General features: G+C 30.1%; 12 protein-coding genes. 10 read left to right on the forward strand and 2 right to left on the reverse strand.

Annotation, left to right across the window (positions count from 1 at the left end; genetic code table 11):
- Positions 1-216 precede the first annotated feature (216 nt).
- From BIW12_RS13420 to BIW12_RS13460, 9 genes are all read left to right on the forward strand, one after another.
- Complete coding sequence (locus tag BIW12_RS13420; protein WP_071185581.1) at positions 217-558, forward strand: hypothetical protein; 342 nt, start codon at positions 217-219, stop codon at positions 556-558.
- 90 nt (positions 559-648) lie between these two features.
- Positions 649-1,800: a 6-bladed beta-propeller gene (locus tag BIW12_RS13425; RefSeq protein ID WP_071185582.1), complete on the forward strand. Its 1,152-nt coding sequence runs from the start codon at positions 649-651 to the stop codon at positions 1,798-1,800.
- A gap of 11 nt (positions 1,801-1,811) precedes the next feature.
- A complete protein-coding gene (locus BIW12_RS13430; RefSeq protein WP_071185583.1) occupies positions 1,812-2,435 on the forward strand; it encodes a hypothetical protein in 624 nt (207 codons plus the stop codon).
- 68 nt (positions 2,436-2,503) lie between these two features.
- Complete coding sequence (locus tag BIW12_RS13435; RefSeq protein WP_071185584.1) at positions 2,504-4,975, forward strand: Plug domain-containing protein; 2,472 nt, start codon at positions 2,504-2,506, stop codon at positions 4,973-4,975.
- An 8-nt stretch (positions 4,976-4,983) separates the two neighbouring features.
- Entirely contained in the window at positions 4,984-6,192 is a 1,209-nt protein-coding gene (gene lepB, locus BIW12_RS13440) for a signal peptidase I (RefSeq protein WP_083382135.1), read from the forward strand.
- A gap of 61 nt (positions 6,193-6,253) precedes the next feature.
- Complete coding sequence (locus BIW12_RS13445) at positions 6,254-7,357, forward strand: efflux RND transporter periplasmic adaptor subunit (RefSeq protein ID WP_083382136.1); 1,104 nt, start codon at positions 6,254-6,256, stop codon at positions 7,355-7,357.
- 294 nt (positions 7,358-7,651) lie between these two features.
- Entirely contained in the window at positions 7,652-10,777 is a 3,126-nt protein-coding gene (locus tag BIW12_RS13450; protein WP_071185586.1) for an efflux RND transporter permease subunit, read from the forward strand.
- Positions 10,778-10,830: 53 nt separating this feature from the next.
- Positions 10,831-12,345 (forward strand): TolC family protein, encoded by a 1,515-nt coding sequence (locus BIW12_RS13455; RefSeq protein WP_071185587.1) that lies wholly within the window; start codon positions 10,831-10,833, stop codon positions 12,343-12,345.
- A gap of 36 nt (positions 12,346-12,381) precedes the next feature.
- Positions 12,382-15,522, forward strand: a complete 3,141-nt coding sequence (locus tag BIW12_RS13460) for an efflux RND transporter permease subunit (RefSeq protein WP_198033422.1) — start codon at positions 12,382-12,384, stop codon at positions 15,520-15,522.
- Between the two features lie 47 nt (positions 15,523-15,569).
- Here BIW12_RS13460 and BIW12_RS13465 read toward each other — a convergent pair whose 3' ends face one another.
- On the reverse strand, positions 15,570-16,148 hold the full coding sequence (locus BIW12_RS13465) for a P-loop NTPase family protein (RefSeq protein WP_232227096.1): 579 nt from the start codon (positions 16,146-16,148) through the stop codon (positions 15,570-15,572).
- 149 nt (positions 16,149-16,297) lie between these two features.
- Positions 16,298-16,429 carry a hypothetical protein gene (locus BIW12_RS16650; RefSeq protein ID WP_262494214.1) on the reverse strand — a complete coding sequence of 44 codons (132 nt, stop codon included), beginning with the start codon at positions 16,427-16,429 and terminating at the stop codon, positions 16,298-16,300.
- 318 nt (positions 16,430-16,747) lie between these two features.
- Between BIW12_RS16650 and BIW12_RS13470 the strand changes: the two genes are divergently transcribed.
- On the forward strand, positions 16,748-17,428 hold the full coding sequence (locus BIW12_RS13470; protein ID WP_071185589.1) for an SAM-dependent methyltransferase: 681 nt from the start codon (positions 16,748-16,750) through the stop codon (positions 17,426-17,428).
- The last annotated feature ends 104 nt before the right edge of the window (positions 17,429-17,532 follow it).

Raw genomic sequence — 17,532 nt, forward strand, 5'->3', positions numbered from 1 at the left:
TATGTAATATAAACTAACAGTATCCAGAGGAAAGATTTATTCTGTGATTAACAGAGAATTTTTGTTTTTTAAGACGTATCATCTTTACAACTCTTTTACTATTTCAAAAAGTTGTTATGTTCTGTAAAGTAGCATACCTGTTCAGACTTTACAAAGTTATTAATAATTTATGATAAGGATATGGTATCCTTATAAACCATTTAAAAAATTTATAAAATGAAAAAAATATTAGGAATTTTAGGAATCTCAATGATTATCGCAGTTAGTTTTTTTAATATGTCATCAGTAGTTGATGCAAATCAGAATGTGGACTTAGCTTCAATATTACAAAATGCGAATGCTGATTCAGAAAATGGTGCTTATATATATCATTCTAGTATGACAGGGAATTATGATATTAACGAAGTATATTGGACTTTTGACATAAATAAAAATAAATATGTTGAATGTAAAGTTACAGGCAAAGTGGCAGTAACAACTTGCCATGGTACTGGTACGAAATACTGTGAAGAAAAAGAAGAAATTTGGAACTACAATGATTCTTGTAGTAACATTTAATAATATTAATAGTTGAATTAATCAAAAGTTTAATCTAATGTTCTCTGAATATTAGATTAAACTTTATAAAAACTAACTAAATTATAAATAATGAATATTTATTCAAATCAAATTTTGAAAATGGTTACTTTATCATTTCTTTTTTTTATCTCATGTAATAAACCAATTAAAAGAGAAAATATAGAAACTATTCAAGTTAATTTAAAAACTGAAGAAGTTGAGGTTTCATTTGATGATTATTTTAGTTCAAGAAAAGTAATCGCTTTAGAAACTAATGAAAATTCTATCTTTTCTCAAATTGACCGTATAAGTTTTTATGAACACAAAATTTTTGTCTTGGACAGAAAGTTAAATTCTATTTTCGTTTTTAACGAGAATGATGGTTCTTTTTTATATAAAATAAAAAATATTGGTAGAGGTCCTCAAGAATACACGGGTTTAATGGATTTTACTATTGATGAAAAAAACAATAATCTTGTACTCTATACTCATAGACCGTATGGCTTATATATCCATAAGTTAGACGGTGCATTTGTAAAAAAAGTAAGATTGGATAATTTTTACATTAACATGGCTTCTATTGATGGAAAGATATTATTTTTAAATAGGGACGTTAAAAATGAATGTTTATTATTTGATTATAATCTAGCTAAGGCTGAAGAACAAGGTTTTTTGGATATTAGTGATAGAGATAAAACATATTCAGATCATATTCTAGGCACTCCTTTTTTAACAAAAGATAAAAATATTCATTTAAGTTTTCCATATTCAGAAACAATTTACGAAAAGAATGAAAAAGGGGTAGAAGCCAAATATTATGTGGATTTTGGGACACAAAAAATGCCTGAAGATATTTATAAACTTAAGAAAAGTTTTAGAGAGTTATTTGATTATGGTGAAACCAATAATTATGGTTATGGTATTTGTAATTTTAGAGAAAATAAAGATTATATTACTTTCAATTATCAATTGACTAATTTGGCGATTTACTCAAAAAAGACAAAGAAGACAAAAAAGATTAAACGCATTATAAATGACGATATGGTGTATGGGAATTATCTAGCTCATGATGGGAATGATAATAATTTTGTTTTGCAATATCCGGCAAAAGTCTTTAAAAAACAAATGAATATATACAAAGAAGAAGATATTTGGGATAAGGTACCTAATCACATTAAGAAATTAGATAGTTTGGTTACTGATAATGATAACCCTGTGTTGATGATTTACAAATTCAAATAATTTAAAGCTATATGAAGAAAATAAATTATATAATAATTCTAATTCTTATTGTTTTAAACAGTGTATTGGCCTATAAAATTAAATCCAATACTACTGAATTTAGAACTATTTATTCATTATTAAATAAAAAGTTAGACAAGAATAAAAGTGCAGTAATAAAATTTGAACATAATTTTATTCGGGAGCAAAAAAATGAGAATTTACAATTAGATTCTAATTTTGAGTTGTTAGATATTTTAGGTAATAAAGTTTTTGCAAAAGATATTTTAAAAAAGAATAGTTTAGTTTTTCGATTTTCAGAATTAAATTGTGGAGACTGTATAGATGCTGAAATTAATGCTTTAATAAATAATAAGGATAAAATTAAAAAAAATGTTATTTTGATTTCATATTATCAAAATCCAAGAAATTTATTTGTATTTTATAATGAGTTTCAGAAAAAAGGCTTGGTTAATTTTGAAATGTATTTGTCACCAGCTAAAGGTTTAGGTATTCCATTAGATCAACAAAACATACCTTATTATTTCTGTGTCAATTCTAATTTAATCATGAATAATTTTTTTATTCCTCAAAAGGAGAAACCAAAGTTATCACAGGTTTATTTAGAATGTACTTCTAAGAATTTCTTGAATTAATCAAGGATAAATGGATTTTCTTTGATTTAACACTTTTTCTTTCAGTTGTTCAATTTAACATTACATTTATGTTTGAAGTATTATATAAAAATTGCCGTATCTTTAGTTTTTTATGCTTGGTTTTAACTTCTGTATTCTTACAAGCACAGGACAAAAACACAACTCTTGATGTTGAAAAAGTCTATCTCCATACCGATCGTCCCACCTATTTTCTTGGTGAAGATTTATGGTACAAAGCCTATAATGTAAAAGCTTCTAATAATTTGCTTTTTGATAACAGCAATATTCTATATGTAGAATTAATTTCCTCCGATTCAAAAATAATTGCCCGTAACAAAACCAATTTAGAAATGGGCTTAGGGCATGGTGATTTTCAATTGCAGGATTCTTTAGATGTAAAACCAGGAAAATACCAATTACGGGCTTACACCAATTGGAACCGGAATTTTGGAGATGATTTTGTGTTCAAAAAAGAGATTGAAATTATAGATGTTTTTGAAACAGATTCTTCAAAAGAGATTAAGAGCGATCTTAGTTCAAAATCTTCTGCGAAAATCATCGAAAAGCAAAATACTTTAAAAGTCGATTTTTTCCCAGAAGGAGGTTCGCTTATTGAAAATGTATCCAGTGTGGTAGGTTTTAAAGCGGTTGATACAACGGGAAAACCAATTGAAATTAAAGGAGAAATTTACGATTCGGATAATGAATTAGTCACTTCTTTTCAAAGTGTGCATGATGGTATGGGAAAACTTCAAATGTTACCAATAGAAGGTAAAAGTTATTATGCGAAAATTAAAAATCTAAATGGAGAAGAGCTTCAAGTGAAACTTCCAAAAGTTTTACAACAAGGTTATATATTGTCTTTTAGAAATTTCAAAGGCAGAAATATTCTAACAATTTCTACAAATGAAACTACATTACAACAAAATCCGAATGCAGTTTTAACTGTGGTTTGCAAAGCCAAAGGAATTTCTTATCTGGAAACAACACAAATTTTAACAGAAACCACGCTGTCGTTTGAATTACCCAAAGACAAAGCTCTTGGAGGCATTAGCCAAATCACGATATTCGATAATAGCAATAAACCACAAAGTGAACGATTGGTTTACTTTGAAAAAGAACAAGATTTAGATGTTCAAATCGCAACTGATAAAACGACCTATCAACCCGATGAAAAAGTAACGTTGAATGTAAGTTCTAAAACGAAAGAAGGAGCAGCCAAATCAGCTAGTTTTTCATTGAGTGTAACTGATACTAATGGAGTTGAAGATGCTAATTTAGATTCAAACATTTGCTCTTATTTCTTAATGGAATCTGATATTAAGGGCAAAATATATCATCCAGGATATTATTTTGAAGCAAAAAACCCCAAACGATTAGAGCATTTAGATAATTTATTATTAACTCAGGGCTGGCGAGATTTTGTGTGGAAAACATTACCAACTCCTAAAACCGAATTTAAAGTAGAAAAAGGAATTACAATTTCAGGTAGAGTAAAACAGCTTTTTGCTGATAAACCATTGGTAAATAATAATCTGACATTGGCTTTAATGAGTAAAAAGAATCGCAATATTTTTAATACAAATACAGATTCTATTGGTCATTTTGAATTTAAAAATTTGATGTTTTCCGGAAAAACAAATATGTATTTGAATACCAGAGACGAAAAAGGTAAATTCAGAGGTGAAATTGTTTTGGACTCAATAGAACAAGATCCGATAACTGTTTTGTTTAAAAAAGAACCAATCAATTTAAATGAGACAACTAATTCTGTTGCTGAAAATGTGTACAAGAAATTTATCGCTTATGGAGTAAAACGAGAAAATGTTTTGAAAGAAGTTGTAATTAAAGCCAAAAATAAATTTATCAGGCCAGTTTTTTATGGAGCTGTTGATTATAGTTATATAGCAGATAAAAACACTAAAACATTAGCGACTATTTATGATGTTTTAGATAAAGTTCCAGGTATTTTAGTTGTTGATAGAGCGATTAGTGTTATAGGTGCTCGTCTTATGGGGGTGGGTGTACGCGACGAAACACCGGAAGGTGAACCTATACCTGACAAAAGTCCACTAATTTTAATAGATGGTAGTCCAATGATAGATTCCAGTCAATTAGATTGGATTTTACCTACTGATGTCGAAAAAATAGATGTAATACAAAGTTCAATTGTTAAAGATTTATTTATATTAGAAAAGGAAACTGATGGAAGTGTTATTTCCATTTTTACAAATGGGAAGAGAGGAAATAAACCTAAAAAAGATCCATTTCAATCTATTAAACAAGAACTTGAAGGATTTTATACCGCTCGTGTTTTTTACTCTCAAGACCCTGAAAAACTGGATCTAGAATTATATAAAAAAGCCTCGGTTAGAAATACCATTTATTGGAATCCTTATGTTCATCCAGATAAGACAGGAAATGCGAGTGTGAATTATTTCAATACTAAGGTTGAGACTAAAGTAAAAGTAACTCTAGAGGGAATTACAAGTAATGGTATTCCTGTGGTTAAAAATCTTTACTATGACATTAAAAAATAAAGAGCTTAATGATATTTATTAAGAAACAATCATTCATTAATAATAAACGGATTTATAGCATTAAAAAGAAATATTTAATTCTAGTTGTAGTTTTACTATTTTTCGCCATCATCGGTCTCTATTGGTTATCTATAGTTATACTGACAGTTTCGCTTTTATATATTAGTATTAATTATTTGATTTCGCTAATTAGATATGACTTTTTTAAAACACTATGCAAAGGTGTGTTATCTATTTTGATAATAATTACTATAGCAATTGGTATTCGTGTTTTTACAGTTGATATTTATTTGATCCCTAGTTCGTCTATGGAAAACACCTTGTATATTAATGATGTTGTGTTTGTAAATAAATTAAAATACGGTCCTAATTTACCGCAATCGCCTTATGAAATTCCATGGGTTAATCTTTTCTATTATTTAAATAATAATTCAAAAGAAGCCGTACAAAGAAAAATATGGACTCTTAAAAGGCTCTCTGGATTAGACATTATAAAACAAGGGGATATAGTTGTTTTTAAAAGAAATGATAAGAGTGACTTTCTAGTCAAACGCTGTGTGGCAGAACCAGGAGACAGTTTTAAAATTGTTAATTCTAAAATTTATACTAATAATCATTTATTCTATACCCCAGAAGGTATATTAGGGAAATATTCATTTAAGCTAAAGAATCCAACAGTATTTTATAAAGCTGTAGATTCTTTAAATATTAAAACTTCTTTTTACTCTAAAGATGATGAGAATTGGAAAACGGCAACATTTTCTTCTTTAGAAGTAGCAGAATTAAAACATTCAAAAAGTATTGATTCTTTACATTTAATTCTAGCTGGTATGCCTATAAAGAGTAAAATGTTTCCATGGTATAAAAATAAGAAGTGGACATTAGACAATTATGGAACTATTATTATCCCTAAAAAAGGAATGCAAATTCAACTGACAGAAGATAATTTTAATCTGTACAAGTTTATCATAAAAGAATATGAAAATGTCAATATTATAAAAGAGAAAAATATTTTTTCAGTAGAAGGTAAAAATATTTCAATTTACACTTTCAAGAAGAATTATTATTATATGATGGGTGATAACAGAAATGATTCCTGGGATTCCCGATATTTTGGTTTTATACCGGAAGAAAAAATTGTTGGAAAAGCATCTACTATTTTGTTTTCTTATAAAGATGGTTCTTTTCAATGGAATAGGCTCTTTAAAGAAATTTAAATGGTACAAGAATTAATTTAGTAATAATACATAGACACAATCAAAAATAAAAAAATCAATAATGACCAATATTATCAACTCAAAAAAGAATCTGATTATTCTATTTTACTTAATTTTAGTTTTTCTTTTTTTTCAAAGCTGTACTAAATCCAAAGCTGCCGATGAAACCACTATTGAAAAGAAAAACTATGTAGCCGAAAAAAATGAAGTAGAAACCATTGTATTAAAAAATGAATATTTCCAAAAAGAGTTGGTCAGCAACGGTAAAATTATAGCAACTCAAAAAAATAGTGTTCAATTTGAGGTCAGTGACAAACTAGAGCATCTGTATGTGAAAAATGGGGATAATGTTCGTAAGGGACAATTACTGGCAACTTTAAACTCATTTAAATACCAACAACGATTAGCACGTGCTGAAATAGAATTAAAAAAAGCCAAATTTCAGTTTGAAGATATGCTGGTAGGGAGAGGGATTTTTACTACCAAGAGAGATAGTATTCCTAAAGCTATTTATGATATGGTAGCCAGTAGAACTGGTTATGATGCTGCATTACTGGAATTAAAAACAGCTCAGTTTGAATTACGATCAACTAAGCTGATAGCTCCGTTTAATGGAAAAGTAGCCAATATTGAGAGTAGAGTTTATGAGAATGTAAATGCCGGAAAAAGTTTTATGACTTTGATAGATGATTCGGTTTTTGAGGTAGAATTTTATTTGATTGAATCTGAAATGAAAGATGTTGCTATTAATAGTAGTGTACAAATAATCCCTTTTGCATTGGGAAAAATCTACAGTGGTCATATTTCTTCAATTAATCCATTAATCGAAAAAAATGGAACAATTTTAGTAAAAGCGGTTGTCAAAAATGATGGCAAACTTACTGAAGGCATGAATGTAAAAGTTCGTATTCAGAAGGAAGTTAAAGGACAATTAGTCGTACCTAAATCGGCAGTAGTTCTACGTGATAATCAAGAAGTATTATTTAAGGTTGTTGATGGTAAAGCTTATTGGACGTATATACAAACTATTTTAGAAAATAGTAGTTCTTATTCAGTAATTGCTCATCCCGATAAAAGCAGTGCTACATTAAATCTAGGAGATACTGTTATCGTTTCCGGGAATTTGAATTTGGCTCATGATAGTGAGGTAGTGCTTAAGCCATAAATTCTATTACGTTTATGCTTTATTAAAAAAGGAAAATTAGATTTTCAATTTTCTTTTTTGCTTGATCAAAAAAGAAACAAAAAAATCAAGTCTTACGCTTTCTCGTCGGTCAAATTAGTTTTCGAATCCTAAAAGAAAAGAACTCGCTACGCTCAAACAGCTTTTCTTTTTACGGATTCTTCAAACATTTGACACTCGACTGCTAAAGCTAAGGACAATTAAAAACAAAAAATCCCATTGACTTAATGATTTTAAATTATTAACTAATTTTTTTTCATTTTATAATAATCTTTTATGGTAAAATTTTTAATCAATAGACCAATTGCTGTTTTAATGACGACGCTTTGTATGCTTATTTTAGGGCTTTATGCGTTTGGATTTATTCCTGTGTCTTTGATGCCCAATATTGATATTCCTGAAATTACAGTGCAAGTTGAAGCTAATAATATGTCGGCAAGGCAGGTAGAAGACGTTATCGTGAAAAATTTACGCTCTAACTTAATGCAGCTAAGTCATCTAAAGGATATTAAAACAGAATCCAGTAATGGGAGTGGTATTATTCGATTGAGTTTTGAACAGGGAACTAAAATTGATTATTCTTTTATTGAGGTCAATGAAAAGATTGATCGGGCTATGGGAAATCTCCCTAAAACAATTAAACGTCCTAAAGTAATCAAGGCTAATATTACGGATGTACCGGTGTTCTATTTAAGCATGACCTTAAAAGATCAGGATAAAAATAAAGGAGTGCCTAGTGTTTCTAATAATGAACTTTATCCCGTTTCTCAACAGTTTGTTGATTTTAGTCGTTTTGCCAATCAGGTCATTCGAAAACGTATTGAGCAGGTTGAAGAGGTTGCCATGGTAGATGTTAGTGGTTTGGTTTTTTCTGAAATACTAATTATTCCTGATTCAGAGAAATTGGATGCATTGGGTATTAGTTTAAATGAATTGGAATCAGCTATTAAAGCTTATGATGTTGAAGTTGGCAGTTTATTAATTAAAGACAATCAATATCAATATAATGTCCGTTTAGGATCTCAGCTAAATACCATTCAGGAAATTGAAACTATTTATATCAAAAAAAATGAGAGGCTTTTTCAATTAAAAGATCTTGCTCAAGTGATGGAGCATCCACAAAAACGTACCGGATTGGTTTTGTCTGATGATAAAGAAGCCGTTACAATGGCTGTCATTCAACAAAGTGATGCACGGATGGAAAATTTAAAAACATCTTTGAATAGTCTTGTTGAAAGACTTAAAAAAGATTATCCAAACATAGAATTTTCGATAAGCAGGGATCAAACTAAATTGTTAGATGTTGCCATCAGCAATATAAAACAAGATTTGGTGTGGGGAATTTTATTGGCTTTTGGGGTCATGTTTCTGTTCTTGAAAGATGTTAAATCTCCTTTGTTAATTGGAATATCTGTTCCAGTTTCTCTTATTATCAGTTTAGCCTTTTTTCATGTATTCAATATTTCGATTAATATCATTTCGTTATCAGGATTAATTTTAGGAATCGGTTTGATGATTGATAACTCGATTATAGTAATTGAAAACATCATACAGTATAGAGAGCAAAAATACAGTTTATCAAAATCATGTGTTTTAGGTGCTAATGAAATTATCAAACCTTTATTTTCCTCGGTTTTGACAACCTGTTCCGTTTTTTTACCACTATCTTTTTTAAGTGGTATTTCAGGAGCTTTATTTTATGATCAGGCGATGGCCATAACGATAGGGTTGTTTGTTTCCTTAATAGTATCGATTACTTTGGTGCCTTTATTATATCATTTGTTTCATTTGAAAGTGTCCGGTAAAAAAAACAGCATCGATCGTTTTTTGGAGAGAACAAATACTTTGGATTATGCTGAATTATATGAAAAAGGATTTCGTTTTGTGATGCGAAAACAAAAAGAATGCTGGGCTATTTGTATGCTGTTGCTTGTAAGTGGCGTGATTTTATTTCAGATTCTTCCCAAAACCCAAATGCCGTATCTGACCAAAACGGAAACTCTCTTGAAAATTGACTGGAACAAGCCAATTAATGTAGAGGAAAATAAACGAAGGGTATTAGAATTATTACAACCAATAAAAAAAGAAATACTAAACTATAGTGCTTTAGTAGGTTCCCAGCAATTCATTTTAGACAAAGAATCTACTTCTATGCCTTCAGAAAGTGCTATTTATATTAGTTGTGAGTCTCAGGAAAAATTGGAAAAGATCCAATATGATATTAATCTTTTTATGCAAAAAAGATATAAGAATGCCGTTTTTTCATACAGTGAAGTGGATAACATTTTTAATATTATTTTTTCAGATAAGGAAGCTACATTGATTGCCCGATTGCGCAATGTTGAAAATTTAGGAAGTGCACAAAATGAACAACTTAAAAAAGTTTGGAATAAGGTACAGCAAAATGCAGATGGTTTAGAAGTAAAACCTATTGCCTTGCAAGAGCATATTGAATTAGTAGCCAACCAGGAAAAATTAATGACTTATGGAGTATCAACCAATACGCTGTTTGATGCCTTAAAAAGTGCTTTTAATGAACGTGAAATTCTATCGGTAGTAGATAATCAAAATTTTGTACCTGTGATTTTAGGAGGAGATACTAAAACATTAGAAGAGGTTTTGAGCGAAACAACAGTGCAATCCCGGGATAGTGCTGTATTCCATGCCAGTGATTTTATTAAGGTAGTCAATTCACAAGATATGAAAACGATAGTTGGAGGAATAGAGGGGGAATATTATCCAATAGAATTGAATACCGATGGAGAGAATGTTAATCAGGTGATTGACAACATAAAAAAAGTGATTCTGGATAATAGCTTATATAATGTTTCTTTCAGCGGTAGTTTTTTTAATAATCAGGAGTTAATGAAAGAATTAATAGCAGTATTATTAATTTCATTATTACTGCTTTACTTTATCCTTGCTTCCCAATTTGAATCGCTCGTTCTTCCATTAATTATATTAATCGAAATCCCGTTGGACTTGGCTGGAGCTTTTCTCTTCTTAAAGATTTTTGGTATGAGTCTCAATTTAATGTCTATGATTGGGATTATAGTAATGAGTGGCATTGTAATTAATGATTCTATTTTAAAAATAGATACCATTATTCAATTGCAACGTCAAGGGAATTCTTTATTAAAAGCACTTTTAATTGCTGGGCAGCGAAGGTTGAAACCCATTTTAATGACCAGCTTGACCACTATTTTAGCCGTAGTACCGCTTCTTTTTACCGGTGGTTTAGGGGCTGAACTTCAGGCTCCGTTGGCAACGGTATTAACCGGGGGAATGATATTGGGTACGATAATCAGTCTTTATTTTACCCCTTTATGCTATTATTATTTTGCTAAAAGAATAGAGAAAAAAAACAGAATGAAGAATACAGAACTTCAGAAAGCAGCCTGATTGAGTCAATTATGCAATTAAATTATACACAATACCAATCTTACTTATAATTCATGAAAATAATTAAAAAGTTACAGATTCTTAGCTTAATTACTTTTACTTTTTATACAATAGAAAATAAGGCTCAAGAAACTAATAAAAAAGATAGCACTAAAAAAACAGTTACACTTGATGATATTATTTCCATTGCAAGTAAAAAATCATTGGATGCTTTTAAAGCTAAACAGCAATATGGAGCGAGTTATTGGCAGTTTAGATCATTTAAAGCAAGTGTATTACCTAAAATGAGTTTAGAACTAGAACCTTTAACGTATAATAAATCGGTATTAAAAAGGTATGATTCCGAAAATAACATTGATGTTTATCGACTACAGCAAAATTTGAATTCATATGGAAATCTTAGTATCAATCAAAATATTAAAGCCACAGGAGCAACTATTTATGCCAATTCCAGTTTTAACCGATTGGCTAACTTTGGATTAATTGATTCCGAAGATTTCACAGCTACACCTATTCGAATTGGTATTATACAACCCATTATGGCTTTTAATCGCTTTAAATGGGCGCATATTATTTCTCCTTTACAATTTGAACGAGCTAAAAAACAATATCTATATGAATTACAGGATATCAAACTTAAAGCCGTTAACTACTTTTTTAATTGGGCTTCAGCCAGCAAGCGAGTAGAATTAGCTCAGGAGAATGTATTAAGTACTCAGAAGCTTTTTAATATTGGAAAAAAACGATATGATTTAGGTTCTATAGAAAAGGATGATGTGCTTAATTTAGAATTGGATGTTTACAATGCCGAAACTAATTTAACACAAAATAAAAGGGAATTGCAAAAAGCAGAAGCGGAATTAAAATTGTTTTTAAGAGACGAAAGCCCTTTGTATTCTGTGCCTGAATTACCTGAATTAATCTCCGATTTACAAATAGATATCAAAGAGGCTACAACATTAGCTGAAGTCAATAATCCTGAAATTTTTAATTTAAAGATAAAAAAAATTGAAGCACAAAGGGATTTAGATAAGGTAATCAAAGAAAACCGTTTTGACTTGTCTTTGAGAGGAAGTTATGGTTTGAATCAAAATGCAAATACTTTCAGAGAAGCTTATGGCAGATTGTTAGACCAACAGATGATTAGTATCCAAATGAATATCCCCATCTTAGATTGGGGTGAGCGTAAAGGAAATATCAAAACAGCAAAAATGAATAATGAAGTAAGTGAAGTTGCTGTACAACAAGAAAGCGACAAACTAAGTCAGCAATTAAGTCTGAAAATTATTGATTTTAATCTTCAAAAACAATTAGTAGCTGTTGCTTTGCGAAGTAGTGAAATTTCAAAATCTTCATATGATGTAACTGAAAAAAGATTTTTATCAGGAAGTATCGATTTGTTACGATTGACCAGTGCCAGAAAAGCATGGCAAACCGCATCTGAAAATTATATAACAAGTTTGTACAACTATTGGAAATTTTATTATGAAGTGCAGCAATTGACTCTTTATGATTTTCAGAATAAGAGTACTATTAGTAAAAATTTTGATGAAATACTAGAAAAATAGGCTAGAAAATATTAAGATGTTCTAAGATAAATGTATATGAAGTTAAAAGTTCCCTCATTTACTGTATTAGCCAGTTTTATTTGTTTATGTATCATTGGTGTCAGTATGATCCCTTTGTTGAGTGTTCAATTAAACCCGTCAAAATCGCTACCCTCATTAAGCGTTAGCTACAGTTGGCAAAATGCTTCAGCAAAGGTTTTAGAACAAGAGGTGACTTCAAAGCTAGAAGGGATTTTTAATACCGTGAAAGGTATTAAAGAAATCAATTCAACCACAAACAAAGCAAATGGTTCTATCAATATTAAATTCAAAAAAAATACCGATTTAGATGCAGTACGTTTTGAAATAGCCAATTTAATCCGCCAAGCTTATTCAGAACTTCCTGAAGGGGTAAGTTATCCCCAGTTGTCTATTAGTGGAGCAAATGAAAATAGCTCTCCAATTTTAACCTACAGTATTCATGCTAATGAGAGTCCTTATTTGATAAAGAAGTATGCCGAAAATCAGTTACTCCCCAAATTGTCCACAATAAAAGGTGTAAATAAAGTTTCGGTATATGGTGCTGATCCTTTTGATTGGGTTATAAAATATGATTCAGATAAACTGTTACAATTATCTATATCGGTTAATGATATAGAAAATGCTGTTCGTCAATATTTTCAAACACAGCAATTAGGAAATGGAAGTTTACTTTCAAAAAACAGCACTGAAACGGAACAAATTTCAGTGGTTTTAAGTTATAAATACGAAAAAGAGATTGATTGGGATAGTATTCCGATAAAAAAAATAGGAAATAGGATTATTTATCTTAGGGATATTGCTACAGTTCAATTTAAGGAAGCTCCTATGCAAGCTTATTTTAGAATCAATGGAAAGAATTCAATAAATATGGTTGTCTATGCCGAAAAAGGAGCAAATACCATTACTGTATCTAATGAAGTTAAAGAGAAAATAGATAATTTAAAAAGAGAAATAAAAAATGAATACTCTTTGAAATTGACTAATGATAGCTCTCAGTATATTAGTGAAGAACTACAAAAAATTGAAGAAAAAATGTTGTTGTCTTTAGCCATATTATTTTTTCTTATTTTGGCAACGAGCAGGAGTTTAAAATACATATTGATTTTGTTTTTGAGCATTATTGCTAATCTTCTAATTGCGATAATCTTCTATTATCTATTCAAAGTCGAATTACAATTGTATTCTTTCGCAGGGATTACCATTTCTTTTGGGATTATTATTGACAATTGTATTATTATGATTGATCATCTTAGGAACAAAGGAGACAAGAAGGTTTTTTTAGCTATTTTAGCCACCACTTTAACTACTACAGGAGCTTTATTATCTACTTTTTTATTAGATGAATCCCTACAAGCCAATTTAACAGATTTCACTTTAGTTATTGCTGTAAATATAGTGGTATCCTTATTTGTGGCATTGTTTTTTGTTCCTGCTCTTTTGGAAAAAATGCGTGTTAATCAACAAAAGAAGCCTTTTTCGAGAAAAAGAAAAAGAAGAGTAATCAAGTTTACCAACAGCTATTCTAAATTAATTTTTATATTAAAAAAACCAAGTTTTAAATGGGGATTTATTGTTGTTTTGTTGCTAGGGTTTGGATTGCCTTTGCAATTTTTACCTAAAGAAATAAAGGGAGATGGTTTTTTAGAAAAAGCATATAATAGTACTATAGGAGATGAATGGTTTTATGATGAAATTAAGCCAACATTGGAAAAAGTGCTAGGCGGTACTTTTAGGTTGTTTACTGAAAATGTTTATGAGAGTTCTCATTATTCTGACCCGGAACGAACAACATTGAGAGTTAGCGGAAGTATGCCTGAGGGTTGTACTATTGAACAATTGAATGAGGTTATCATCAAAATGGAAAATTACATTAGTAGTTTTGAAGAAGTTGAACTATTTGAGACCAGTATAGGTAGTTATAAAAATTCAACCATCTCCATTTATTTCAAAAAAGAAAATGAGTTTAGTGGTTTTCCATTCAAGTTGAAAAGCCTTTTAGAATCTAAAGCGATCAGTTTAGGAGGTCTGGATTGGTCAGTAAGTGGTGTAGGTCAGGGATTTTCGAATGCTTTAGGATCTGAATACAAAAACAATAGAATTATAGTTGAAGGTTATAATTATGATAAGTTGTATTCGTATGCAGAACTTTTAAAAACCCAATTGATAGCCAATTCGAATTCCAGAATTCAGGAAGTGGAAATAACCAATGGAGGCAATGCTAATTCAAATGAATATTTTTTAGATTTTGATGCTGAAAAAATGGCAATGGCAGGGGTATATCAAACCGGGCTTTATTCATATTTAAAAAATCAGGCCCATGCGGGAGGTATAACTTCTTTTATTTATAATAATGAATTACAACAAGTAAAATTAGTATCTGATCAATATCAAAAAGTTAATGTTTGGGATTTGAAACATGTTCCTATTACTATTGGGAACAATCAATATAAATTAGACCAAATGGCAGACATTGAAAAAAGAAACTCAGGAAATCCTATTTCAAAATTTAATCAGCAATACCGTTTGACAGTTGAGTATAATTTTATTGGAGATGCACAATTAGCCCAAAAAGTAAGAGAAGACAATATAGCTGAATTGACAACTAAGTTGCCTATTGGTTACAAAATATCTGAAAAAAGTTATGATGGATGGGATAAAAAAAATAATCAGCAATATTATTTCATCTTAGTGGTCATTTTGATTATATTTTTTATCTGTTCAATACTATTAGAATCTTTAGAACAACCTTTTGCGATAATCAGTATGATTCCAATTTCTTTTATTGGTGTTTTTCTAACTTTTTATCTTTTTGATTTTAATTTTGATCAAGGTGGTTATGCTTCTTTTATCTTATTATGCGGAATAAGTGTAAACGCTGCCTTGTACATCATTAATGATTATAATAATCTACGAAAAGAATATCCATTAAGGAACTCACAATTGATCTATTTTAAAGCATTTAATTATAAAATTATTCCGGTAATGCTTACTGTTATATCTACTATGGCAGGTTTAATACCTTTTGTATGGGGAGGGCAAAACGAAGCTTTTTGGTTTTCTTTTGCTGCTGGCTCAATTGGAGGATTATTGTTTTCATTATTAGGGATATTTATTTATTTGCCTATGTTTATCGTTGAAAAAGATATTAGAACTTAGTTAAGTTTTGATAATAATTATTTTGGTTATTCTTAAAACTTAATTGTTTATTTTCTGTTATCAAAAATCTGTCTGTCAAAGGCAATTAAATTACATAATTCTCTTAATCTGCTTCTAACTCTGTTTCCATACGCATTCTCAATTTCAGAAGCCGAAAGGTTTGTAGTTATATGCGTTTGGATTTTTTTAGAAGTAAAAATGTCATATCGGCTTAATAGAATTTCAGCCATTATGTTGCATTCGTTTCCGTAGTATTTAAGATTATTTTCTACTCCTAGATTGTCAAAGCAAATTATTTTTGGTTGTGATTCATATAATTTTCCTATGCTGTATTTGTGGATTATTTGATAGCCATCCTGGATAAATTCAAAACTAATGTACCGGTACGGTTTTACTAAAAATTTATGTTCAGTAGAAGTGAGGTGTTTCATCAAATTCATTAATGAGGCTTTGCCACAGCCTACTGGTCCGGAAAGGAGGATTCCTTTATTGAGGTTGATATCGTATTGGAAACAAGTTGGTTCATTTTTGAGGAAGTAGGCGATTAGTTTGTAAACTATTGGGTAATCAGATTCAAGGATTTTGAAATGATTACCGTATAGTTCAACACTTTTTTTTGGAGCCAATTAATTACATCAGGGTAGCTGTAGTGGGATTTGATTTCATTTTCCATAATTTTTAAAATTTAACTGCAAGAAGCACAAAGCACTTCGACAGGCTCAGTGTGACGTTGCAGGGTTCGCAAAGTGAGATTGCTTCGTTCCTCGCAATGACGTTAAAGTGGCTCTGAATAATCTTTGTCGATTCCTGTGTTGAAGTGCTTGGCTCGGTCTGAAGGGTTAGTGTTTTGATTGAAATTAAAGCTGTTAAGCATCCAGTTTTGTGCCGCTGATTGCCAATCGACCATTGGGGTTTTGCCGCCGACTAACCAACCGTTGCTGGAGAAGTAATTGAAAAACTTTTTGGCTTCGAGTTCCGGGAAGTTGTTTTCCTGGAAATAGGTTTTATTGCTTGTTCATCTTTTTGATACTCTCATTTGGATTTGAATTATATTTTGGATTCCTTTAATATATTATTCATTATCAGTTATTGTTTGCCTTAAAATACGATCTTTATCGCTATAAATGAGATAAAAGACTATATTTGTTTGCTAGATTAGTGGACTTTTTCAAAGTCTGACGTTGGATAACAAAGTAAAAAAAATACGCACACAACATTACACAGTATGGCATTTGAATTAAAAAACGTTGTTCCTTGGGGACGAAATTTAGAAGAGTACACAAGGATTTTTAAATTAACGGATTCGGATTATAAAAGTCGGATTATAAGTTTTGGAGATGGACCGGCAAGTTTCAACTTTGAGATGACAAAACTGGATAGAAAGGTTGTTTCTTTAGACCCTATTTATCAGTTTACTAGAGATGAATTAAAACAAAGGATTGCAGAAACAAAAGATACAATTCTTGAGCAAACAAAGACTAATCACAATAATTTTGTTTGGACAAATATTAAAAGTATTCAGGATTTAGAACACATTCGAATGGATGCTATGAATAATTTTATTGATGATTTTGAATTAGGTAAAACTAAGGAACGATATATTTATCATGAATTGCCGAATTCAACTAAATTTTCAGATTTATCATTTGATTTGGGATTAAGTTCTCACTTTCTTATTTTATATTCACAACTAGGTCTGGACTTTCATATCAAATCAATTTCCGAGATGTTACGGATTTGCAAAGAGATTCGGATATTTCCAATACTAAATTTAAATGCCGTTAAGTCAGAGGTTTTAGAAGGTATAATAGACTATTTTAAATCAGATTATCAGATTAGTATCGATTTGGTTGATTATGAATTTCAAAAAAGAGGAAACCAGATGTTAAAAATTAAACGAAAATAAAATGTCGTTGCCTAACGCGTATATGGTCATAAAATAGCCGCTTTAATACAATTTACAAACTCAGTTCTTACTGACAAACCTGATAACTGTGGTCAGTTAGCAAC

Source organism: Flavobacterium commune, from assembly GCF_001857965.1.
Classification (GTDB): Bacteria; Bacteroidota; Bacteroidia; order Flavobacteriales; family Flavobacteriaceae; genus Flavobacterium; species Flavobacterium commune.